General features: G+C 68.3%; 21 protein-coding genes. 12 read left to right on the top strand and 9 right to left on the bottom strand.

The window, feature by feature from the left end; translation table 11 throughout:
• Together E3T42_RS01665 and E3T42_RS01660 are read left to right on the top strand one after the other, a co-directional pair.
• A partial coding sequence (locus E3T42_RS01665) for an FGGY-family carbohydrate kinase (RefSeq protein WP_241975762.1) occupies positions 1 to 475 on the top strand: 475 nt, incomplete at its 5' end.
• Between the two features lie 260 nt (positions 476 to 735).
• Positions 736 to 1626, top strand: coding sequence for an endonuclease domain-containing protein (locus E3T42_RS01660; protein ID WP_134365541.1), 891 nt, complete (start codon positions 736 to 738; stop codon positions 1624 to 1626).
• A gap of 281 nt (positions 1627 to 1907) precedes the next feature.
• On the opposite strand, the gene E3T42_RS01655 is transcribed toward E3T42_RS01660, so the two are convergent.
• The 9 genes from E3T42_RS01655 to E3T42_RS01615 form a co-directional block, all read right to left on the bottom strand.
• Complete coding sequence (locus E3T42_RS01655) at positions 1908 to 2474, bottom strand: GNAT family N-acetyltransferase (protein ID WP_166805295.1); 567 nt, start codon at positions 2472 to 2474, stop codon at positions 1908 to 1910.
• 2 nt (positions 2475 to 2476) lie between these two features.
• A complete protein-coding gene (trpS, locus tag E3T42_RS01650) occupies positions 2477 to 3481 on the bottom strand; it encodes a tryptophan--tRNA ligase (protein ID WP_134365543.1) in 1005 nt (334 codons plus the stop codon).
• 97 nt (positions 3482 to 3578) lie between these two features.
• Positions 3579 to 4505, bottom strand: coding sequence for an exodeoxyribonuclease III (locus E3T42_RS01645; protein ID WP_134365544.1), 927 nt, complete (start codon positions 4503 to 4505; stop codon positions 3579 to 3581).
• A gap of 9 nt (positions 4506 to 4514) precedes the next feature.
• On the bottom strand, positions 4515 to 5615 hold the full coding sequence (locus E3T42_RS01640; RefSeq protein ID WP_134365545.1) for a YihY/virulence factor BrkB family protein: 1101 nt from the start codon (positions 5613 to 5615) through the stop codon (positions 4515 to 4517).
• Between the two features lie 101 nt (positions 5616 to 5716).
• Entirely contained in the window at positions 5717 to 6484 is a 768-nt protein-coding gene (locus E3T42_RS01635) for a succinate dehydrogenase iron-sulfur subunit (protein ID WP_174235684.1), read from the bottom strand.
• A 1-nt stretch (position 6485) separates the two neighbouring features.
• Entirely contained in the window at positions 6486 to 8300 is a 1815-nt protein-coding gene (gene sdhA, locus E3T42_RS01630) for a succinate dehydrogenase flavoprotein subunit (RefSeq protein ID WP_134365546.1), read from the bottom strand.
• 17 nt (positions 8301 to 8317) lie between these two features.
• On the bottom strand, positions 8318 to 8770 hold the full coding sequence (locus tag E3T42_RS01625) for a succinate dehydrogenase hydrophobic membrane anchor subunit (RefSeq protein WP_134365547.1): 453 nt from the start codon (positions 8768 to 8770) through the stop codon (positions 8318 to 8320).
• Positions 8771 to 8783: 13 nt separating this feature from the next.
• A complete protein-coding gene (gene sdhC / locus E3T42_RS01620) occupies positions 8784 to 9197 on the bottom strand; it encodes a succinate dehydrogenase, cytochrome b556 subunit (protein WP_134365548.1) in 414 nt (137 codons plus the stop codon).
• 113 nt (positions 9198 to 9310) lie between these two features.
• Entirely contained in the window at positions 9311 to 10465 is a 1155-nt protein-coding gene (locus E3T42_RS01615) for a glycosyltransferase family 1 protein (protein ID WP_134365549.1), read from the bottom strand.
• Between the two features lie 78 nt (positions 10466 to 10543).
• Here E3T42_RS01615 and E3T42_RS01610 point away from each other — a divergent pair, with 78 nt between their 5' ends.
• The 10 genes from E3T42_RS01610 to E3T42_RS01565 all read left to right on the top strand — a co-directional run bounded on the left by E3T42_RS01610 (position 10544) and on the right by E3T42_RS01565 (position 20919).
• Positions 10544 to 11665 (top strand): mannose-1-phosphate guanylyltransferase, encoded by a 1122-nt coding sequence (locus tag E3T42_RS01610; protein WP_134365550.1) that lies wholly within the window; start codon positions 10544 to 10546, stop codon positions 11663 to 11665.
• 177 nt (positions 11666 to 11842) lie between these two features.
• Positions 11843 to 12946: a BMP family protein gene (locus tag E3T42_RS01605; protein WP_134365551.1), complete on the top strand. Its 1104-nt coding sequence runs from the start codon at positions 11843 to 11845 to the stop codon at positions 12944 to 12946.
• Positions 12947 to 13134: 188 nt separating this feature from the next.
• Positions 13135 to 14655: an ABC transporter ATP-binding protein gene (locus tag E3T42_RS01600; protein WP_134365552.1), complete on the top strand. Its 1521-nt coding sequence runs from the start codon at positions 13135 to 13137 to the stop codon at positions 14653 to 14655.
• Complete coding sequence (locus E3T42_RS01595) at positions 14652 to 15911, top strand: ABC transporter permease (protein ID WP_370261440.1); 1260 nt, start codon at positions 14652 to 14654, stop codon at positions 15909 to 15911. Before E3T42_RS01600 ends, E3T42_RS01595 begins: the two co-directional genes overlap by 4 nt.
• Positions 15908 to 17203, top strand: a complete 1296-nt coding sequence (locus E3T42_RS01590; RefSeq protein WP_134365553.1) for an ABC transporter permease — start codon at positions 15908 to 15910, stop codon at positions 17201 to 17203. The genes E3T42_RS01595 and E3T42_RS01590 overlap by 4 nt, the downstream gene beginning before the upstream one ends.
• Complete coding sequence (locus E3T42_RS01585) at positions 17200 to 17637, top strand: cytidine deaminase (RefSeq protein WP_134402347.1); 438 nt, start codon at positions 17200 to 17202, stop codon at positions 17635 to 17637. The genes E3T42_RS01590 and E3T42_RS01585 overlap by 4 nt, the downstream gene beginning before the upstream one ends.
• Positions 17638 to 17639: 2 nt before the next feature.
• Entirely contained in the window at positions 17640 to 18953 is a 1314-nt protein-coding gene (locus E3T42_RS01580) for a thymidine phosphorylase (protein ID WP_134402346.1), read from the top strand.
• Between the two features lie 100 nt (positions 18954 to 19053).
• Positions 19054 to 20148, top strand: coding sequence for an adenosine deaminase (locus E3T42_RS01575; protein ID WP_134402349.1), 1095 nt, complete (start codon positions 19054 to 19056; stop codon positions 20146 to 20148).
• A gap of 37 nt (positions 20149 to 20185) precedes the next feature.
• The gene (locus tag E3T42_RS01570) at positions 20186 to 20650 is read left to right on the top strand and encodes a PTS sugar transporter subunit IIA (protein ID WP_134365556.1); all 465 of its coding nucleotides are present in this window, start codon (positions 20186 to 20188) and stop codon (positions 20648 to 20650) included.
• Complete coding sequence (locus E3T42_RS01565) at positions 20647 to 20919, top strand: PTS sugar transporter subunit IIB (protein WP_134365557.1); 273 nt, start codon at positions 20647 to 20649, stop codon at positions 20917 to 20919. The genes E3T42_RS01570 and E3T42_RS01565 overlap by 4 nt, the downstream gene beginning before the upstream one ends.
• Positions 20920 to 21295 lie beyond the last annotated feature (376 nt).

Raw genomic sequence — 21295 nt, 5'->3', positions numbered from 1 at the left:
TCCCGCCTTCTCCGGCCTGTTCGCGCCGTACTGGCGTGCGGATGCCCGCGGCGCACTGGTCGGACTGACCCGGTACGTGAACAAGGGCCACATCGCGCGGGCCGCCCTCGAGTCGATCGCGTACCAGAGCCGCGAGGTGCTGGACGCGGTCAACGCCGATTCCGGAGTGCCGCTGACCGAGCTCAAGGTCGACGGCGGCGCCTCCGCCAACGACCTGCTGATGCAGTTCCAGGCCGACATCCTGGGCGTGTCCGTCGTGCGTCCGGTCGTGGCCGAGACGACCGCCCTCGGCGCCGCGTACGCGGCCGGGCTGGCGGTCGGCTTCTGGAACGACCTCGGCGAGTTGCGCGCCAACTGGCAGGAAGACGCCCGCTGGGAGCCGAGGATGGACGTCGCCGAGCGCGACCGCCTGCTGCGCAACTGGAAGAAGGCCATCACCAAGTCCCTCGACTGGGTAGACGCCGACGTCGTCTAGCGCCCCGCCCGCCGAGTTTCGGCATCCGCCACCCCAATCCTCACTTCCCCCACCTCGGTGGCCAACTCAGGAAAAGCGTCGCCCCGGCGATACCGGGCTGCGGTGCGGTGCGGCGGCATGACTCCGTCCGGCCGATCCTCCTGAATTAGCCACGGGACGGCAGGGAACCATGAGTTCTCCCCAGAGCTGGAACCCGGGACTTTCCCCCCGGTCTCCTGTGATCCGGCGGAAGACCCCGGAGGCTGCCCACACTGCTGGTCATGACCTGGGCCGACTACTTTCGCGTCAATAACCTGCAGATCGCCGAAACCGGAGCGCTGAACGCCGCCGGCGCCAACTGGCGCGTGCTGCGGGGCGCCGTCGAGAACGGCTTCCTGGTGAGAGCTCGCCGGGGCCACTATGCGCTTCCAGGTACGGATGCGCACATTCTGGAGGCGGTGAGGCTCGGCGGGCGACTGGCCTGCGTCTCCGCCGCGGCACATGCCGGAATTTTCGCGCTGGACAGCACCTTCGCGCATATCCACCTCGATGCAAACGCCTCACGGTTGCGGGCTCCGCACGACCGTTTGCAGCAGCTGACCGCCGACAACCGCGACGGCGTGGAACTTCACTGGGGTGGGCTGCTCGCTCCGACCGCGGGCACTGAGTTCAGCGTGGCGTTGACCGATTCGCTGGTTCAAATTTTTCGGTGCCAACAGCCACGATCCGCGATCGCTTCACTCGACAACGCCTTGCATCAGAGGCAGACTACGTCCCAGGACGTGACCGCCATTTTCGCCGCACTGCCTGGCGACCTTCAGTATCTGCGACCGCTGATCGACGCGCGCAGCGAATCCGGGCAGGAGACGCTGCTGCGCTTCGTCGTCAGGGAGGCCGGATTCGACTTCGACATCCAGGTGGAGATCTCGGGCGTCGGCAGGGTCGACATGGTCGTGGAGGGGCGGATCGTGGTGGAGGCCGACAGCAGGCAGCACCATGACGGGTGGGAGGCACACGTCCGCGACCGGTCCAGGGACCGTGTCCTCGCGGCGCTGGGCTACCTGAGCCTGCGGGTGCTTTACCGCGACATCGTCCACCACCCGGAACGAATCGTCGCCGCGATCACCGGACTCCTCTCGGCCACCGGCCACTTCCGCACGTTCATCGTCTGACCAGTACGTTTACGGGTTTGCGGCCGGGCGTCGAGTTCCAGACAGCCGGCCCCGTTCGCGCCCAACGCCTGTGGCTAACTCAGGAGATTCGCCGAAAAGCTGCGAGCGGCCCGTGAGATTCCGGGGCCGAAGAGCCAGAAAATGACGGTTGTCCTGAGTTAGCCCCACGCATGCCCTGAAGGGACGCCCAGCTGGACGCATTCGCCAGGCCGGTCAAGCCGTACCGCCGGGGCGACCGCAGACGCGGCAGACGCGGCAGGCGCGGCGGGAGCGGACACCCGCTAGCCGGCGACGCCGGCCGGCCAGCCGGGCTTCGGCGCCCGGTCGTCGGTGGCGCGCAGGCGCCCGTGCCAGGCCGGCGGGTACGTGCCGTCGCGGTGCACCTGCACGGCGGGGGCCTCTCCCGTGAACGTGAACCCGGCCCGCCAGGCGGTGCGCGAGGACGGCATGTTCCCGACCAGGCACTGCCAGTTAATCGTGGAGACGATGCCGTTGGCGAAGACCCAGTCGATGACGAGGCGCTGCGCCTCGGGGATGAGGCCGCGCCCCCGGTGCGGGGCCCCGAGCCAGTAGCCGAGTGACGCGTCCGGCACGCGGAAGCCGATCACGCCCAGTAGTTCGGGCGCATCGGCGGCCCGCACGGCCCAGGTGTACTCGAGGTCGGAGGCCCAGCCGCCGGGCACGTACTCCGCAATGAAGGAGTCCGCGTGCGCCCGGGTGTACGGCCACGGCACGGTGAGGTACTTCTCGAAGAGGGGATCCTGGCAGTACGCGAAGATCGTCTCGGCGTCCGCGGGGGTGGGCTGGTCCAGCCGCAGCAGCGGTGAGGACAGGTCGACCGGTTCCACGGCTAGCGGCGGGGAAGCAGGCCGACGCGGTCGAAGGCGCGCGCCAGCGTGGCGTTGGCGACCCCGGCGGCGCGGTCGGCGTTCAGCGCGAGGAGGCGGTCCAATTCGGCCGGGTCGTCGAGGAGCTCAAGCACCCGCGAGCGGATCGGGCCGAAGGTGCCGGTGACCACCTCGGCGAGCCCCTTCTTCAGGTCCCCGTAGCCGCGGCCGGCGTACTCGTCCTCGATCGACTGCACGGACCGCTCCGCCAGCACCGAGTAGATCGTCAGCAGGTTGGACACACCCGGCTTGTTCTCGCGGTCGAAGACCACGCCGCCATCGGCATCCGTCACCGCGCGCATGATCTTCTTCGCCGTCACCGCCGGCGCGTCGAGCAACCAGATCACCCCGGCGTGGGACTCGGCCGACTTGGACATCTTCGAGGTGGGGTTCTGCAGGTCGTAGATCTTGGCGGTCTCCTTGACGATGTCCGCCTCCGGAATCACGAAGGTGTCCCCGAAGCGCGAGTTGAACCGTGCCGCGATGTCGCGGGTGAGTTCGACGTGCTGGCGCTGGTCTTCGCCGACCGGCACGACGACCGTGTCGTAGAGCAGGATGTCCGCGGCCATCAGGATCGGGTAGGCGAACAGTCCGACCGTGGTGCCGTCAGAGCCCTGCTTGGCGGACTTGTCCTTGAACTGGGTCATCCGGCTGGCCTCGCCGAAACCGGTGATCGTGTTCAACACCCAGGCCAGCTGGGCGTGCGCGGCCACATGCGACTGCACGTACAACGTCGACGCCGACGGGTCGATGCCGCTGGCGATGTACTGCGCGGCCGTGCGCCGGGTGTTCTCCCGCAGCTTCGCGGGGTCCTGCGCCACGGTGAGGGCGTGCAGGTCCACGATCGAGAAGTACGCCTCGTGGGTCTCCTGCAGGGACTTCCAGTTCAGCAGCGCGCCGATGTAGTTGCCGATCTGGAGCGAGTCGGCGGACGGTTGCATGCCGGAGTACAGGCGGGGTTTGGTCATGTGATCAGATCTTTTCATAGCGTGTGGCCGCCGTCAGGACCGGCGGCGCGAGAGGGAGGGAAACCAAAGGGAGAGAGAAATTAGAGGGAGAGGGGAATCAGAGGGAGTAGTCGACGACTACGGGGGTGTGGTCGGACCAGCGCTGGTCGTAGGCCGCCGCCCGGTCGACGGCATAGTCGGTGACGGATGCCGCCAGCGCCGGCGTGGCCAGCTGGTAGTCGATCCGCCAGCCGGTGTCATTGTCGAACGCCTGGCCGCGCCAGGACCACCAGGTGAATGGTCCGTCCACGTCGCCGGCCCATTTGCGTCCCACGTCGACCCAGCCGAGGCCGGCCCCGGCGTTGTAGTCGGGTGCGTCTTCGGCGCCGACGATGCGGTCGAAGTAGGCGCGTTCCTCCGGCAGGAAGCCGGCCCGCTTGACGTTGCCGCGCCAGTTCTTGATGTCGAGCTTGCGGTGGCCCACGTTCAGGTCGCCGAGCACGACGGCCCGTTCACTGTGAGCGGCCAGTTCCGGCAGCCGGGCGAGCATGGCGTCGAGGAACTTGAACTTCTCGACCTGTTTCGGGGTGGCGACCTCGCCCGAGTGCACGTACGTGCTCACCACGGTGACCACCTTGCCGTTGACCAGGTAGTCGGCCTCGAGCCAGCGGCCCGCGCTGTCGAACTCCGTGGCGCCGAGTTCGACTCGGTGGATGGTGGCCGAGGAACGGCTGGCCAGGGCCACCCCAGCCCGGCCCTTCGCGGTCGCCGCGTCGTGCAGGATGTTCCACTCCGGGCCGAGCAGCCCCTCGAGGTCCTCGGTCGACGCGCGAACCTCCTGGAGGGCGAGGATGTCCACGTCCCGCTCGGCCAGCCAGTCGCCCATCCCCTTGCGGTAGGCGGCGCGCACGCCGTTCACGTTGACGCTGGCGATGCGGAGGCGCGTCGGGTCGGCAGCAACGGAAGCCGCGGAAGCCGCGGACGCGGCGGACGAAGCAGGGTCGGAAGTGGCAGGGTCGGAAGCGGCGGTCGAAGCGGAAGGCATCCCCCGATTCTACTTTGGCTCTGGACCGGGGTCGCCGGCAGCGATCTCTGCGGCTCGCTTCTCGGCGGCGCGCAGGCGGCGCGCGGTGAGCAGGCGGCTGGGCCAGGTCGCGACGTCGTGTGCATTCCGGGCCTCCCGGAGCTCGGCCAGCACGACCACCCGGAGCGCCTCCTCTTCCTGCCGGAGCTTCTCCGCGGCAACCTCGTCCGCGCTGATCCGACGTGGCGAGAGTCCGGCGTCATCCATCCCGACGGCGATCCAGGATGCCGAGAGCAGCGTCAGCGTGCTGGTCAGGTTGAACCAGATCAGGAGCCCGATGATCACGGCGAATGTGGCGAGCAGCGGGTTGCGGCCGGCGCCGGCGAGCAGCGTGCTGCCGAGGATCTTGAGCACGCCCAGGCCCGCGGCGCCCAGGAGGGAGCCGGTGATGAGCTGGCGGAAGGGGATCCGCAGCCGGGACAGCACCCGGAACAGTGCGGCGAGGGTGATGGTGTCGATCACGAGCACGAGGAGTAGCCCGACCGAGCGGGCGGCCGCGTTGAACCAGAACGAATCCCGGGAGACGCCGACCAGCCCGAACAGCGCCCCGAGCGCCTCGGTGCTCGCGATGGAGATCAGCGCCGAGACCACGAGCACCACCGCGAACAGCAGGCCGAGGCCCAGCTCCCGCAACTTCACCCAGAGGACGAAGGTCTTGTCGGGCGGCATCCGGAAAATGGTGCGCACCGCCTGCGCCGTCGTCGAGAGCCAGCCGAGCACGGTCGCGAGCAGGCCGACCAGGGCGAGCACGCCGGACCAGCCGAAGACCCGGGCATTGGCCAGGTCGGTGGGGTCGATCACGCCGTCCTTGCCGATCAGCCCGGGAACGGACTGGTTGATGAAGGAGTAGAGCGTCAGCTCGAGGTCGGGGTTCGACGTGATCCACAGCCCGGCGATGGAGAAGACAAGCCACAGCGCCGCGAACGTCGCGAAGATGGCCTGGTAGGACATGCCGCCGGCGAGGATGGGCCCCCCGCTGTCCCCGAACCGGGTGTACACCCGCACGGGGCGCGAGCGCATGACCCGGTTGATCAGGGTCTTCGTGCGGTCGATGGCGGCGGGAGTTTTCACTTGTTCAGCCTAGGCGGCGGCCGTGCGGCCCGGAACGCGAAAAGGCCGGCCTCCCCACGACGAATGATCGTGGGGAGGCCGGCCTTTTGGAACCCGTTCGGTTACTTCGTTCCTCGCAGCATGGCCTGCTTGACCTCGGAAATGGCCTGGGTGACCTGGATTCCGCGCGGGCAGGCCTCGGTGCAGTTGAAGGTGGTGCGGCAGCGCCACACGCCTTCCTTGTCGTTGAGGATGTCGAGGCGAACGGCCGCATTGTCATCGCGCGAGTCGAAGATGAAACGGTGCGCGTTCACGATCGCGGCCGGGCCGAAGTACTGGCCGTCCGTCCAGAACACCGGGCAGCTCGACGTGCACGCGGCGCAGAGGATGCACTTGGTGGTGTCATCGAAGCGTTCGCGCTGGGCGACCGTCTGCAGGCGCTCCTTGCCGTCGGTGGGGGCGTTGTTGGCCACTAGGAAGGGCTGCACGGCGCGGAACGATTCGAAGAACGGCTCCATGTCGACGATCAGGTCCTTCTCGAGCGGCAGACCCTTGATCGCCTCCACGTAGACGGGCTTCGTGATGTCGAGGTCCTTGATCAGCGTCTTGCAGGCGAGGCGGTTGCGGCCGTTGATCCGCATCGCATCCGAGCCGCAGATGCCGTGCGCGCACGAGCGGCGGAAGCTCAGGCTGCCGTCCTGTTCCCACTTGATCTTGTGCAGGGCGTCCAGCACCCGGTCCGTCGGGTACATCTGCACGTCGAAGTCGTCCCAGTGCGGTTCGGCGTCTACCTCGGGGTTGTACCGGCGGATGATCAGCGTGACGGTGAAGGACTCGATCGCCTCCGGCACCACGGGGGTGGTCGAAGCGCTCACGGTTGCGGTACTCAACTCAGTACTTCCTTTCCATCGGCTGGTAGCGCGTGATGGTGACCGGCTTCCAGTCCAGCGCAATGTGGTCGGCCGCGTCGGCGGAGTGCGGGTCTCCGGTCAGGTAGGCCATGGTGTGAACCAGGTAGTTCTCGTCGTCGCGCAGGGGGAAGTCGTCGCGCATGTGGCCGCCGCGGCTTTCCTTGCGGTTGCGGGCGGAGAACACGACGACCTCGGCCAGGTCGAGCAGGAAGCCGAGTTCGACGGCCTCGAGCAGGTCGGTGTTGAACCGGCGGCCCTTGTCCTGCACGCCGATGTTCTTGTAGCGCTCGCGCAGGGTGTGGATGGTGTCGGTGACTTCCTTGAGCGACTCGTCGGTGCGGAACACCTGCGCCTTGGCGTCCATCATCTCCTGCAGTTCCTTGCGGAGCACGGCGATGCGCTCGGTTCCGGTCGAGGTGCGGATGCCCTCGAGCAGGTCCTTCACGAACGTCGCGGCGTTCGCGGGCAGCGGGGTGAAGTCGACGGTCTTGACGTACGCGACGGCGTTGTTGCCGGCGCGCTTGCCGAAAACGTTGATGTCGAGCAGCGAGTTGGTGCCGAGACGGTTGGAGCCGTGCACGGACACGCAGGCGCATTCGCCGGCGGCATACAGGCCGGGAACGACGGTGGTGTTGTTGCGCAGCACTTCCGCGTTCACATTGGTCGGGATGCCGCCCATCGCATAGTGCGCGGTGGGCATCACCGGAACCGGCTCGGTGACCGGGTCGACGCCGAGGTAGGTGCGGGCGAACTCGGTGATGTCGGGCAGTTTGGTCTCGAGCACCTCGGCGCCGAGGTGGGTGCAGTCGAGGTACAGATAGTCCTTGTTCGGACCGGCGCCGCGGCCTTCCGCGACCTCCTTGACCATGCAGCGGGCGATGATGTCGCGCGGCGCGAGGTCCTTGATCGTGGGGGCGTAGCGTTCCATGAACCGTTCACCGGCCGCGTTGCGCAGGATTGCTCCCTCGCCGCGCGCACCCTCCGTGAGCAGGATGCCCAGCCCGGCCAGGCCAGTCGGGTGGAACTGGAAGAACTCCATGTCCTCGAGCGGCAGGCCCTTGCGCCAGACGATGCCGACGCCGTCACCGGTGAGGGTGTGCGCGTTGGACGTGGTCTTGTAGATCTTGCCGAAACCGCCGGTGGCGAAGATGAACGCCTTCGCCTGGAAGACGTGCAGCTCGCCGGTGGAGAGGTCGTACGCGACGACCGCGGACGGCTGGTCGACGCCGTCGACCGGTGTCATGACCAGGTCGAGCACGTAGAACTCGTTGAAGAAGTTGATGCCGCGCTTGACGCAGTTCTGGTACAGCGTCTGGAGGATCATGTGGCCGGTGCGGTCGGCGGCGTAGCAGGCCCGGCGAACCGGGGCCTTGCCGTGGTCGCTGGTGTGGCCGCCGAACCGGCGCTGGTCGATCTTGCCCTCCGGCGTGCGGTTGAAGGGCAGGCCCATGTTCTCGAGGTCGATGACCGCGTCGATGGCTTCCTTGGCGAGGATCTCGGCCGCGTCCTGGTCGACAAGGTAGTCGCCGCCCTTGACGGTGTCGAAGGTGTGCCACTCCCAGTTGTCTTCCTCGACGTTGGCGAGGGCCGCGGCCATCCCGCCCTGCGCTGCACCGGTGTGCGAGCGCGTCGGGTAGAGCTTGGAGATCACCGCGGTGTTCGCGCCGGAGCCGGCTTCGATGGCGGCACGCATGCCGGCACCGCCCGCTCCCACGATCACGATGTCGAACTGGTGGTAGTGCACGCCGTCCACGATGGTGGACTCAGTGGGCGCGGTTACAGCATCCGTAGTCATTTGGGTGTTTGCAGCTCCTAGATGGCCGAGCAGAACGAAGGCAGAAGGTCGGCGGGTGAACCGGCCGGGCAGGGATCGAAGGTGAAGACCACGAGCGTGCCGAGGGTGATCAGGATCACGACGGCGGCCAGGATGGCGGACTTCAGGATGCCGCGGGTGAGCCGCTGCGTGGCGTAGTCGTTGACGATGGTGCGCATGCCGTTGCCGCCGTGGATCAGGGCGAGCCAGAGCATGATGATGTCCCACACGGCCCAGAACGGGGTGGTGAGCTTGCCCGCGACGAACGCGAAGTTGAGGGCGCTGACGCCCTCACCGACCATGAGGTTGACGAAGAGGTGGCCGAAGATGAGCACGACCAGCACGACGCCGGAGACGCGCATGTAAATCCAGCCCCATTTTTCCCAGTTCACGCCGCGCTTGCGCGGTGAACGGGCGTAGGGGCTGCGGGGAGCTTCGATTGTGGTTGTCATGAGTCTCCCCGTCCTATTCGCTGAACACGTTGATCAGGTGGCGCGGCGCGAAGCCGAGCATGGTGATGATCCAGAGCGCGATCACGACATAGAACATGACCTTCTGGTACTTGGCGTTCCAGAAGTCGATCAGGATGATCCGCAGGCCGTTGAACGCGTGGAAGACGATGGCCGCGACCAGCGCGACTTCACCGAGGCCCATGATCGGTGTCTGGTAGCTGCTGATGACCGCGTTGTACGCCTCAGGGCTCACGCGCACCAGCGCGGTGTCCAAGATGTGAACCAGCAAGAAGAAGAAGATCGCAACACCGGTAATCCGGTGCAGGACCCACGACCACATACCCTCGCGGCCCCGATACAGGGTGCCGGCGGGGCGACGCGATGTCGTCTTCTGCTGGGATGTCAGTGTCGCTGCCTGCTCTGGCATGACCAACCCTCCCTGGCTGAGTAGCGGCCTCGACGAATCAGGCCGACAATGCGCTGTGCGCACGTGTGACTATCCTAAGTCTCTCTGCGCCGAGATAAAACGCTCTCGGCCCGCTAGCGCTGCATTGATAGCGGAACCGCAACCGTTGCGCGCACGGCGGCCCGGTCGTCGATCACCGTTTCGTAGTGTCCGAGCAGCTGGTCGCAGACGTTCTGCCAGGACCGGCCGAGCACGCTCCGCCGTCCCGCCTCGCCCATCCGCAGCCGCAGGGCCGGGTCCCGGGTCAGCAGGGTGACGCACCGGCGCAGGTCCGATTCGTCGTCCGGGGCGAAGAGGAGGCCGTTCTCCCCGTGCGCGACCAGGTCGATCGGGCCGCCCGCGCGCGGGGCGACGACCGGGAGCCCGGCCGCGTGCGCCTCCTGCAGGGTCTGGCCGAAGGTCTCCTCGGTGCCGGCGTGCAGGAACAGGTCGAAGGCGGCGTAGGCGCGGCCCAGCGCCGCCCCGTCCAGTCGGCCGAGCCAGCTGACCGGCATCCCGGCGAGGGCGCGTTCGATGGCGGGCACCGAGGGCCCGTCGCCGACGAGGGCGAGACGGATGCCCGGCACGCCCCGCAGCGCCCGGAACCGCTCCACCTGCTTCTCCGGCGCCATCCGGCCGACGTAGCCGACGACGAGTTCCCCGTTCGGGGCAAGCCGCTGCCGCAGCGCGGCGACGGCCGGGTCGGTGCGCCGGTTGGGGTGGTAGCCGGCCAGATCCACGCCGCGGGTCCAGCGGTCCAGCCGGCGCAGGCCGATGCGGCGCAGGTCCAGCATCGACGCCGTCGACGGGACCAGGGTGAGGTCGGCGCCCTCGTGCACCCACCTGACGAAGCGCCAGGCCGCGGCGGCGGCCGGGCCGAGGCCGTTGCGGCGGGCGTAACCGGCGACATCCGTCTGGAAAACGGCGACGCTCGGGATGTCCAGGCGGTTCGCCGCCGCGATCCCCTGGGCGCCGAGCAGGAACGGTGAGGCCGCGTGCAGCACGTCGGGGGCGAAGTCGGCCAGCAGCCGGTGCACCTGGGGGCTCGGCATGCCCACCGGGAACTGCCGGTACCGCGCCGCCGGCACGCTGTGCACGGGGAACCCCGCGTAGGCGGCCGGGGCCCCGGTGGGCGCGATCACCATGGCCTCGTGGCCGGAGCGCGCCAGGTGATCGAGCACCTGGCAGACGCTCGTGGTGACGCCGCTGACGGTGGGCAGAAAGCTTTCGGTGATGAGTGCGACCCGCATGCCGCGAGCGTAGGGACTCACCCGGTCGGGCCGGTGAACGCACCCTTAACAGTGGTGCCCAGACGGTAGTCTGGCCCAATGTCAGACTCCACGGATGCCCTCGGCCGCTTCTACAGCGTGATCCCCGCCGGCGGGATCGGATCGCGGCTGTGGCCGCTCTCGCGCGCTGACGCGCCGAAGTTCCTGCACGACCTGACCGGTTCCGGCCAGACCCTGCTGCGCGACACCTGGGACCGACTCGCCCCGCTGTCGGGCGACCAGCGCATCATGGTCGTGACCGGGCGCGCGCACCGCGCCGCCGTCGAGGCGCAGCTGCCCGAGCTGGCCGACCACAACGTGGTGCTCGAGAGCGAACCGCGGGAATCCACCGCGGCGATCGGGCTGGCGGCCGCCATCCTCGAGAAACGCGAACCCGGCGTGATCATCGGCTCCTTCGCCGCCGACCACGTGATCAAGAGCCCGTTCCACTTTCGCCAGGCCGTGGTGGAGGCGGTGGCCGCCGCCGACGCCGGCTACATCGTCACCATCGGCATCCGTCCCACCGAACCGGCCATCGGTTTCGGCTACATCAAGACGGCCGGCGCGCTGCAGATCGAGAAGGCCGCCAGCGCGCTGTCGGTCGACTCCTTCGTGGAGAAGCCTGACCTCGACACCGCCAGGGAATACCTGGCAGACGGCCACTACCTCTGGAACGCGGGCATGTTCATCGCCCGGGCCGACCGGCTGCTCGAGGAGATCGGGGCGGCCGAGCCTGAGCTGCTCGCCGGCCTGCTGGAACTCGCCGACGCCTGGGACACCCCGCGCCGCGGCGCCGTCGTCGACCGGATCTGGCCGCGCCTGAAGAAGATCGCGATCGACTACACGGTGGCGGAGCCGGTCGCGGCCCGCGGCAAGCTCGCCGTCATCCCGGGCCAGTTCGACTGGGACGACGTGGGGGACTTCGCGTCGATCGCCAAGATCCACGCGAATGGGCGCAAGCGCGACCTCGCCATCCTCGGTGAGGGCGCGCGCGTGCTCGCCGACTCGTCCAGCGGCATCGTGGTCAGCCACACCGGCCGCATGATCGCCCTGATCGGGGTGGAGGACATCGTCGTGATCGACACCCCTGACGCCCTCCTGGTCACCACCAGCGCCAACGCCCAGAAGGTCAAGGCCGTGGTCGACGCGCTGAAGCTCTCCGGTAGCAGCGACGTGCTCTGACCGACACTGCTCGCGCTTTCACCCCCGATCGGGGCTGATTTCGACCGGGCTGGGCCCAGGGTTCATAACCATTCGGCCACTGTCTGAGTTTGCTCCTTTGAGCAGTGAAACATTCGGTAACGTGTAGTCCAATACAGCCCCCTGCGGACCCGCGCCGGGCGATCATTGGAGGTCATCTTGACAATCACGAAACGTAAGGCCGTTTTCAGCGGACTTGCCACGCTCGGCGTGGTGGCCCTGCTCGCAGCCTGTGCCCCGGCTCCGACCAATGACAATTCGAGCGACGGCGCCGCGAAGTCCGATTATCTTCCCTGCATCGTCTCCGACTTCGGCGGGTTCGACGACAAGTCGTTCAACCAGTCCAGCTTCGAGGGCATGACCCAGGCCGCGGACGAACTGGGTGTCAAGTTCCAGCAGGCCGAGTCCAAGTCGGAGGACCAGTACGGCCCGAACGTCAGCAGCATGGTCGACCAGGGCTGCGACTTCGTGCTCACCGTCGGGTTCGCCCTGGCGAACGCCACCCGCGACGCGGCCAAGGCCGCCCCGGACACCCACTTCGCGCTGATCGACTCCGCGCTCACCAACGACGACTTCAGCCCGCTGATGCTCGACAACGTCAAGCCGGTCCTCTACGACACCGCCCAGGCCGCGTTCCTCGCGGGCTACCTCGCGGCCGGCACCACCAAGACCGGAACGGTCGCCACGTACGGCGGACTGCAGTTCCCGTCCGTCACCATCTTCATGGACGGCTTCGTCGACGGCGTCGCCTACTACAACACCCAGAAGAGCACGGACGTCAAGGTCCTCGGCTGGGACAAGGCCGCCCAGGCCGGCACCTTCGCCGGAAGCTTCGATGACATCAGCGCCGGCAAGACGCTGAGCGCGGGCTTCATCGACCAGAACGCCGACATCATCCTCCCCGTCGCCGGCCCGCTCTTCCAGGGCACCGCGCAGGCCATCCAGGACTCCGGCAAGGACGTCGCCATCATCGGCGTCGACAGCGACCTGTTCGAGACGACTCCCGAGTTCGCGTCGCTGTACCTCACCTCGGTGCTCAAGCAGATGACGGATGCCACCAAGAAGATCATCGTCGACGACGGCAACGGCGAGTTCTCAGCTGACCCCTACGTCGGAACGCTGAAGAACAAGGGCGTGGACATCGCCCCGCTGCACGACTGGGAATCCAAGGTCGACCCGGCCCTGGTGACCGAGATCGACGCCATCAAGGCCGACATCATCAGCGGCAAGCTCAAGGTGGAGTCGCCCGCCACGCCCAAGTAGGCGGCGCGGCGTACCGAGAGTGACCCGGGGAGGTCTGCATCAGTGCAGGCCTCCCCGGCTGCGTTAGGCCGCGGCTGCTGCCGCGCTGCGGACGAGCAGAACACCCACAGATGAGCGAAGTCCCGCACGACCTGCAACATATGAGCAAGCGCGACAACTTTCGTTCGCTACTGAATAGAATCGACCACATGAAGCTCGAACTTCGAGGCATTACGAAGAAATTCGGTGCCCTGGTTGCGAATGACCACATTGACCTCACCGTCGAGGCCGGAGAAATCCATGCGCTGCTCGGCGAAAACGGCGCAGGTAAATCGACCCTGATGAACGTGCTCTACGGCCTGTACCGGGCCGAGGAGGGCGAGATCCTGCTCGATGACAAACCGCAGCACTTCGCCGGACCCGGCGACGCGATGGCTGCCGGGATCGGCATGGTGCACCAGCACTTCATGCTGATCCCCGTCTTCACGGTCGCCGAGAACGTCATGCTCGGCCACGAGGAGACCCGGGCCGGCGGACGCCTCGACCTGGCCGCGGCCCGCACGCACGTGCGCGAGATCTCCGACCGGTTCGGCTTCGACGTCGACCCCGACGCCCTCGTCGAGAATCTCCCCGTCGGCGTGCAGCAGCGGGTCGAGATCATCAAGGCGCTGTCCCGCGACGCGAAGGTGCTCGTCTTCGACGAGCCCACCGCCGTGCTCACGCCCCAGGAGACGGACGAGCTGATGGCCATCATGCGCCAGCTCAAAGCCAACGGAACGTCCATCGTCTTCATCACCCACAAGCTGCGCGAGGTGCGCGAGGTCGCGGACCGCATCACGGTCATCCGCCTGGGCAAGGTCGTCGGTGAGGCCTCGCCGACCGCGACGAACGTGGAGCTGGCCTCCCTGATGGTCGGCCGCGCGGTCGACCTCACCGTCGACAAGGGCCCGGCCGTGCCCGGTGAAGCCGCCCTCTCGGTGAAGAACCTCACCGTGCTCGATCCGCACGGCCAGATCCTGGTCAACAACGTCAGCTTCGACGTGCACAAGGGCGAGATCCTCGCTATCGCCGGGGTGCAGGGAAACGGCCAGACCGAACTCACCGAGGCCCTGATGGGCCTGCAGCAGCGGGTCTCGGGGGAGATCACCCTCGACGGCAAGTCCTTGCGCGGGCACTCGGTGCGCCAGGTGCTCGACGCCGGAGTCGGCTTCGTGCCGGAGGACCGCAACGAGGACGGCCTGGTCGGCGAGTTCACCATCGCCGAGAACCTGATGCTCGACCGCTCGAACGCGAAGCCGTTCGTGAAACGGTGGAACGTGCAGCGCTCCGCCCTCGCCGACTTCGCCCGGGCCAAGGTCAAGGAGTTCGACGTGCGCTCCCAGGGGATCGAGACACCCGTCGGTCGGCTGTCCGGCGGCAACCAGCAGAAGGTCGTGCTCGCCCGCGAACTCAGCCGCGACCTGCGCCTCTTCGTCGCCGCCCAGCCCACCCGCGGGCTCGACGTCGGCTCCGTGGAGTTCGTGCACGAACGCATCGTCGCGACCCGGGATGCCGGCACGCCCGTGATCGTCATCTCGACCGAACTCGACGAGGTCGCCGCCCTCGCGGACCGGATCCTGGTCATGTACCGCGGGCGCATCATCGGCATCGTTCCCGGCGACACCCCGCGCGCCGTTCTTGGTTTGATGATGGCCGGCGAAGCGCCTGCCGGAGAAGGAGCTGCCGCGTGAGCGCGACACAGGGTCACCCGACCGAAGCCGTGACGAAGACACGCCCGCCCGAGCAGTCCCGCTGGGACCGGGCGTTCCGCGAGATCACCACCGGCAACGCCATCATCTCGGTGCTCGCCGTTGTGCTGGCCCTGCTCGTGGGCGCCGTGATGATCGCCTTCACCAACAAAGACGTGCAGGCCGCGTCCGGCTACTTCTTCTCCCGGCCGACCGACCTGCTCGGTGCGATCTGGAACGCGGTGGCGGGCGCCTACTCCGCCCTGTTCCAGGGTTCGGTCTACAACTTCCGCCGGCCGAGTTTCGCCGCGGGAATCAAGCCGCTGACCGAGACCCTCACCTTCGCAACCCCGCTGATCATGGCCGGCCTGGGTGTCGCGCTCGGCTTCCGGGTCGGCATGTTCAACATCGGCGGACGCGGCCAGATGCTGATCGCGGCCGCCCTCGGCGGCTGGGTCGGCTTCGCGGTTGACCTGCCCTACGGCCTGCACATGGTGGCGGCGCTCGTCGCCGGCATCCTCGGCGGTGCGCTCTGGGGCGGGATCGTCGGGCTGCTGAAGGCCCGCACGGGGGCCCACGAGGTGATCACCACCATCATGCTCAACTATGTGGCGTTCTATCTGGTCAGCTACCTGCTGCGCGACGGCTTCCTGAAGACCCCCGGGTCGAACAACCCGAAAAGCCCCGCGACCCAGGCCACGGCGGTCTTCCCCGACCTGCTGGGCCCGACCTACAGCCTGCACTTCGGCTTCATCCTGGCCATCGTCGCCACCATCTTCACCTGGTGGCTGCTGTCCCGGTCCAACCTGGGCTTCCAGTTCCGGGCGGTCGGGCTGAACCCGCACGCGGCCCGCGTCGCGGGCATCAGCGTCAAGCGGATCTACGTCTACGCGATGCTGCTCTCCGGCGGGCTGATCGGCCTGGCCGGCATCAACCAGGTGCTGGGCACCACGACCAGCGGCTTCGGCGCCGGCCTCGACTCCGGCATCGGCTTCGACGCGATCACCGTCGCGCTGCTCGGCCGCTCGAAGCCGTGGGGCGTCTTCGCCGCCGGCATCCTCTTCGGCGCGTTCAAGGCCGGAGGCTTCTCGATGCAGGCGGCGGAGGGGGTGCCGATCGACATCGTGCTGGTCGTGCAATCCCTGATCGTGCTGTTCATCGCGGCCCCGCCGCTCGTGCGGGCCATCTTCCGCCTGCCCGCAGCGGGCACCACCCGCCGTGCACTCCCCAACGTGACCCAGGAGGTGGCCGCGAAATGAGCATCGCAACCCCGGCCGTCCAGCCCATTCAGCCCGCCGCCCCCCAGGACGCAGACTTCGAGGTCGTGCGGAGCTGGAAGGCACCGATCGCCCTGTCCATCTTCACCGTGCTGTCGTTCCTGCTCCTGGTCGTCTTCGGCCGAACCGGCATCAGCACGTTCCGCCTGTCCACGACCAGCGACCTGATCCAGCTGCCCGAGGTGGAACTGCCCACCCAGCTGACCGGCATCGTGATCAGCGTCCTGCTGCTCCTGATCACCGTGATCAGTGCCTGGCTGGTGCGGTCGAGGGCCAGGGTTCCGATCTGGTTGATCGCCGTCTTCGCGGTTCTGGTCCTGATCGGCTTCCTCTCCTGGGCCGCGGCGGACAAGACCATCCCGGTGCCGGGCCTGCTCTTCGGCGCGATCAGCCTCGCCGTGCCGCTCATCTTCGGCGCCCTCGGCGGCGTCATCTCCGAACGCGTCGGCGTGGTCAACATCGCCATCGAGGGCCAGCTGCTCGCGGGCGCGTTCACCTCCGCGCTGGTCGCCTCCCTGACCAATCAGCCCCTCCTCGGGCTGGTCGCGGCGATGTTCGCCGGCGTGCTCGTCTCCATGGTGCTCGCCTCATTCTCGATCAAATACTTCGTCGACCAGGTCATCGTCGGTGTCGTGCTGAACGTGCTCGTGATCGGTCTCACCGGCTTCCTCTACTCGCAGGTGATGGCGCCCAACGCGGCCACCCTGAACCAGCCGCCCCGGTTCGAGCGCATCAACATCCCGCTGCTCAGCGAGATCCCGATCATCGGCCCGGTGCTCTTCCGCCAGACGCTGATCGTCTACATCATGTACGTGGCCGTCGCCGTGGTGTACTACGGCATCTTCCACACCAAGTGGGGACTGCGCCTCCGCAGCGTCGGCGAGCACCCGCAGGCGGCCGACACCGTGGGCATCAACGTGGCCCGCACCCGCTTCTGGAACGTGTCGCTCGCGGGGGCCATCGTCGGCCTCGGCGGGGCGTACTTCACGCTCGGCTCGGTCGGGGCGTTCGGCAAGGAGATGACGGCCGGAGCCGGATTCATCGCCCTCGCCGCCGTGATCTTCGGCCGCTGGGACCCGATCCGGGCCACCCTGGCCGCCCTCCTGTTCGGCTTCGCCAGCAACCTGCAGAACGTGCTCAGCATCATCGGTTCCCCGGTGCCGAGCGAGTTCATGCTGATGCTGCCGTACCTGGTCACCATCTTCGCCGTGGCCGGTTTCGTCGGCACGTCGAGGGGTCCCGCGGCATCCGGCAAGCCCTACATCAAATCATGACCGGGGTGGGCGCCGACGCGCTGCCCCTGGCGGGCGACATCGACTGGGCGACGCTGCGCGAGGCGGCGACGAACGCCATGGGCAAGGCCTACGTGCCGTACTCCAAGTTTCCGGTCGGCGCCGCGGCGCTCGTCTCTGACGGGCGGGTGATCAGCGGATGCAACGTGGAGAACGCCTCCTACGGCCTCACCCTCTGCGCCGAGTGCGCCCTCGTCTCCGTGCTGCACCTGACCGGCGGCGGCCGGCTGGTCGCGTTCACCTGCGTGGACGGCAACGGCCGCACGCTGATGCCCTGCGGCCGCTGCCGCCAACTGTTGTACGAACACTCCGCGCCGGGCATGCTGCTCGAGACCGTGTCGGGTCTGCGCACCATCGATGAAGTGCTGCCGGACGCCTTCGGGCCGAGGCAGCTCGCCGAATACCAGGAAGAGTAACCGTGAGCACCAGCCCGAACCGGATCGAAGCCTTCGACGCCGTGGACCTGATCCACACCAAGCGCGACCGGGGCGCACTCCGCACCGAGCAGATCAACTGGCTGATCGACGCGTACACCCGCGGCTACGTCGGCGACGAGCAGATGGCCGCCATGACCATGGCGATCTTCCTCAACGGCATGGACCGCCGCGAGATCAAGGACCTCACGATGGCCATGATCAACAGCGGCGAACGGATGAGCTTCGCCGGCCTCGGCAAGCCCACCACCGACAAGCACTCCACCGGCGGGGTCGGCGACAAGATCACCCTGCCGCTGATGCCCCTCGTGGCGGTCTTCGGCGCGGCCGTGCCGCAGCTCTCCGGCCGCGGCCTCGGCCACACCGGCGGCACCCTGGACAAGCTCGAGTCGATCCCAGGCTGGCGCGCCAACCTCACCAACGACGAGATGTTCCGGCAGTTGCGCGACACCGGCGGGGTCATCTGCGCCGCCGGCCGCGGGCTGGCCCCGGCCGACGGCAAGCTCTACGCCCTGCGCGACATCACCGGCACGGTCGAGGCGATTCCGCTGATCGCGTCCTCGATCATGTCCAAGAAGATCGCGGAGGGCACCAGCGCCCTCGTGCTGGACGTGAAGTTCGGCTCGGGCGCCTTTCTGAAGGACATCGACCGCTCCCGTGAGCTGGCCCGCACCATGGTGGCCCTCGGCGAGGACGCGGGAGTGGCGACATCCGCCCTGCTCACCAACATGAACGTGCCCCTCGGGTTCGCGATCGGCAACGCCAACGAGGTGCGGGAATCCGTGGAGGTGCTCGCCGGCGGCGGCCCGGCCGACGTGGTCGAGCTGACCATCGCCCTGGCGACGGAGATGCTCGACCTCGCCGGCATCACCGGCGTCGACGTGGCCGCAGCGCTCACCGACGGACGCGCCATGGACAAGTGGCGCGAGGTGATCCGGGCGCAGGGCGGCGACCCGGATGCGGCGCTGCCGGTGGCCCGCGAAACCCACGTCGTCACCGCCGACCGCGACGGCGTGCTGGTCGAGCAGCAGGCGCTGCCGTTCGGCATCGGCGCCTGGCGGCTCGGCGCGGGCCGCGCCCGCAAACAGGACCCCGTGCAGCACGCGGCCGGCATCGACCTGCACGCCAAGCCGGGCGACACCGTGCACACCGGTCAGCCGCTGTTCACCCTCAGCGCCGACGAGCCCGAGCGCTTCGCCCGAGCCCTGGAGGCCGTGGCCGGCGCTTACCGGATCGGCGACCCCGGCGAGCCCGTGCTCGACGGCGGCCCGCTGATCGCCGAGCGCATCGGCCGCTGACAAGACGCTGCCGGTTCGGGCGGGTTCTGGAAAACAGGAAGACTCCCGGACCCCGCCCGGGTAGATTAGGGGGGTGAACAAGAGCCCTGAGGACTACCTGATGCCCGGTGCCGGCACGAGCATCAACGCCCTGCCCAAGATCTCGCTGCACGACCACCTCGACGGCGGACTGCGCCCCCAGACCATCATCGAACTGGCCGAACCGATCGGGTTCGCACTGCCGACGACGGATGCCGCCGCGCTCGGCACCTGGTTCGCCGACCAGGCCGATTCCGGCTCCCTGGTCGAGTACCTGAAGACCTTCGACGTCACCACCGGGGTCATGCAGACCCGGGAGGGCCTGGTGCGCGTCGCCCGTGAATTCGTCGAAGACCTCGCCGCCGACGGCGTCATCTACGGGGAGATCCGCTGGGCCCCGGAGCAGCACCTCACCCGCGGCCTCACCCTCGACCAGACCGTCGAGGCGGTTCAGGAAGGCCTGGAGGCCGGCATCGCCCTGGTCGCCCAGGCCGGGTCCCGCATCCGCGTCGGCCAGCTGATCACCGCCATGCGCCACGCCGACCGCGGCCTCGAAATCGCGGAGCTCGCCGTGCGGCACCGCGGCAACGGCGTCGTCGGTTTCGACATCGCGGGGGCCGAGCTGGGCTTCCCGGCCCACAACCACAGGGACGCATTCGACTTCCTCGCCAAGGCGTTCATGCCCGTCACCGTGCATGCGGGCGAGGCCGACGGCCTGGAGAGCATCCGTGGGGCCCTGTTCGACGGCCGCGCCTTGCGCCTGGGTCACGGCGTGCGCCTGGCCGAGGACATCGAGATCGGCCGCGAAGACGAGGAGAACACCTACGTCACGCTCGGACCGGTCGCCCAGTGGGTGCGCGACCGTGAGATCGCGCTCGAGCTCAGCCCGTCGTCCAACCTGCAGACCGGCGCCATCGCCGCCTGGGGCGACGACCTGCTTGACCACCCGTTCGACCTGCTGTACCAGCTGGGCTTCCGAGTCACGGTCAACACCGACAACCGCCTGATGAGCAACACCAGCCTCACCAAGGAACTGGCCCTGCTCAGCGACGCCTTCGGCTACGACGAAGACGACCTCGAGGTGTTCCAGTTGAACGCGGTCCAGGCCTCGTTCCTGCCCCTGGACGAACGGGAAGACCTGGCGGACGCGATCGTCGCCGGCTTCGCGACCGTCTGACCACCCTGGAAACAGCTCTGAACCCGTGAAAGCTCCCATGCCACTGCCCCCACTGCCCCTCGAAGCCATCGCGATCGGCGTGCACGTCAGCGACTGGCGCGCAGCGGTCACCGCCGCCGGCGACGCCCTCGAACGCTCCGGCTCCACCGGACCCGAATACACCCGGCGCATGATCGCCGTCATCGACGAGTTCGGCGCCTACGTGGTCATCGCCCCCGGGCTCGCGCTCGCGCACGCCCGGCCCGGCCCCGACGTGCACTCGGAGGGTCTCAGCATCGTCACGCTGGCCGAACCGGTCCCGTTCGGGCATCCGCACAACGACCCGGTCAGTGTCGTGCTCGGGCTGGCCGTCACCAGCTCCGACGAGCACGTGCTGCTCGTCGCCGAACTGGCCAATGTGTTCAACGACCCGGCCGTCATCCCCGCGCTGGCTGCGGCAACGGATGTCGACACCATCCGTTCGCTCCTCGGCGTGAGCGCGGCCATCGAGGAGTCCTCATGAAGATCGTCGCCCTCTGCGGGGTGGGGGTCGGCACCTCCGCCATCCTCAAGGTCAATGCCGAGCGGGCGCTCAAGCGCCTCGACATCGAGGCCGACGTGACGGCCACGGACATCGCCGGCGTCAGCACCATCGGGGCCGACGCGCAGGTCATCCTGACGTCGTCCGAGCTGGTCGCCGCGATCGGCAAGACCAACGCCGACATCGTCGTGATCGACAACTACTTCGACGTGGACGAGCTCACCGCGAAGCTCGAAGTCGCCCTGGGCTAATCCCCCCGTCCCTTTCCCGGTCCGTCCCCCTCCCGGTCCGTCCCCCTCCCGGTCCGTCCCGTCCCGTCCCGGTCCGTCCCGTCCCGTCCCGGTCCGTCCCGTCCCGTCCCGGTCCGTCCCCCTCCCCTTCCCGGTCCTTCCCATTCCCGGCGCTTCCCTCGGGCTCGTGTGGGCTCCGGCCCACTGCCCACCTCCGCCGAGCCGTGAGTACTCCTCCCCAAAACTCATGTTTCAGGGGCGTTGCTCACGGTTCGGCGAGCACGCGCGGTCCCGTCCCGGGCCCGCCGCGGTCCCGTCCCGCTCGGGCACGCCGCGCGGGTCGCTCGGGTGCGCCGCGGTCCCGTCCCGGGCGCGCCGCGCGGGTCCTGCGCCGCTG

Source organism: Cryobacterium sp. TMT4-10 (assembly GCF_004403275.1).
Taxonomy (GTDB): domain Bacteria; phylum Actinomycetota; class Actinomycetes; order Actinomycetales; family Microbacteriaceae; genus Cryobacterium; species Cryobacterium shii.
The sequence above is the reverse complement of the archived record's forward strand: the minus strand, read 5'-3'. Positions and strand labels throughout refer to the sequence as shown.

Coding starts and splice junctions, on each gene's coding strand:
- E3T42_RS01660 (WP_134365541.1), top strand. CDS start 736: ATGACCTGGGCCGACTACTTTCGCGTCAATAACCTGCAGATCGCCGAA.
- E3T42_RS01590 (WP_134365553.1), top strand. CDS start 15,908: ATGAGCATCGCAACCCCGGCCGTCCAGCCCATTCAGCCCGCCGCCCCC.
- E3T42_RS01645 (WP_134365544.1), bottom strand. CDS start 4,505: ATGCCTTCCGCTTCGACCGCCGCTTCCGACCCTGCCACTTCCGACCCT.
- E3T42_RS01600 (WP_134365552.1), top strand. CDS start 13,135: ATGAAGCTCGAACTTCGAGGCATTACGAAGAAATTCGGTGCCCTGGTT.
- trpS (WP_134365543.1), bottom strand. CDS start 3,481: ATGACCAAACCCCGCCTGTACTCCGGCATGCAACCGTCCGCCGACTCG.
- E3T42_RS01585 (WP_134402347.1), top strand. CDS start 17,200: ATGACCGGGGTGGGCGCCGACGCGCTGCCCCTGGCGGGCGACATCGAC.
- E3T42_RS01575 (WP_134402349.1), top strand. CDS start 19,054: ATGCCCGGTGCCGGCACGAGCATCAACGCCCTGCCCAAGATCTCGCTG.
- E3T42_RS01610 (WP_134365550.1), top strand. CDS start 10,544: ATGTCAGACTCCACGGATGCCCTCGGCCGCTTCTACAGCGTGATCCCC.
- E3T42_RS01570 (WP_134365556.1), top strand. CDS start 20,186: ATGCCACTGCCCCCACTGCCCCTCGAAGCCATCGCGATCGGCGTGCAC.
- E3T42_RS01565 (WP_134365557.1), top strand. CDS start 20,647: ATGAAGATCGTCGCCCTCTGCGGGGTGGGGGTCGGCACCTCCGCCATC.
- E3T42_RS01615 (WP_134365549.1), bottom strand. CDS start 10,465: ATGCGGGTCGCACTCATCACCGAAAGCTTTCTGCCCACCGTCAGCGGC.
- E3T42_RS01625 (WP_134365547.1), bottom strand. CDS start 8,770: ATGACAACCACAATCGAAGCTCCCCGCAGCCCCTACGCCCGTTCACCG.
- sdhC (WP_134365548.1), bottom strand. CDS start 9,197: ATGCCAGAGCAGGCAGCGACACTGACATCCCAGCAGAAGACGACATCG.
- sdhA (WP_134365546.1), bottom strand. CDS start 8,300: ATGACTACGGATGCTGTAACCGCGCCCACTGAGTCCACCATCGTGGAC.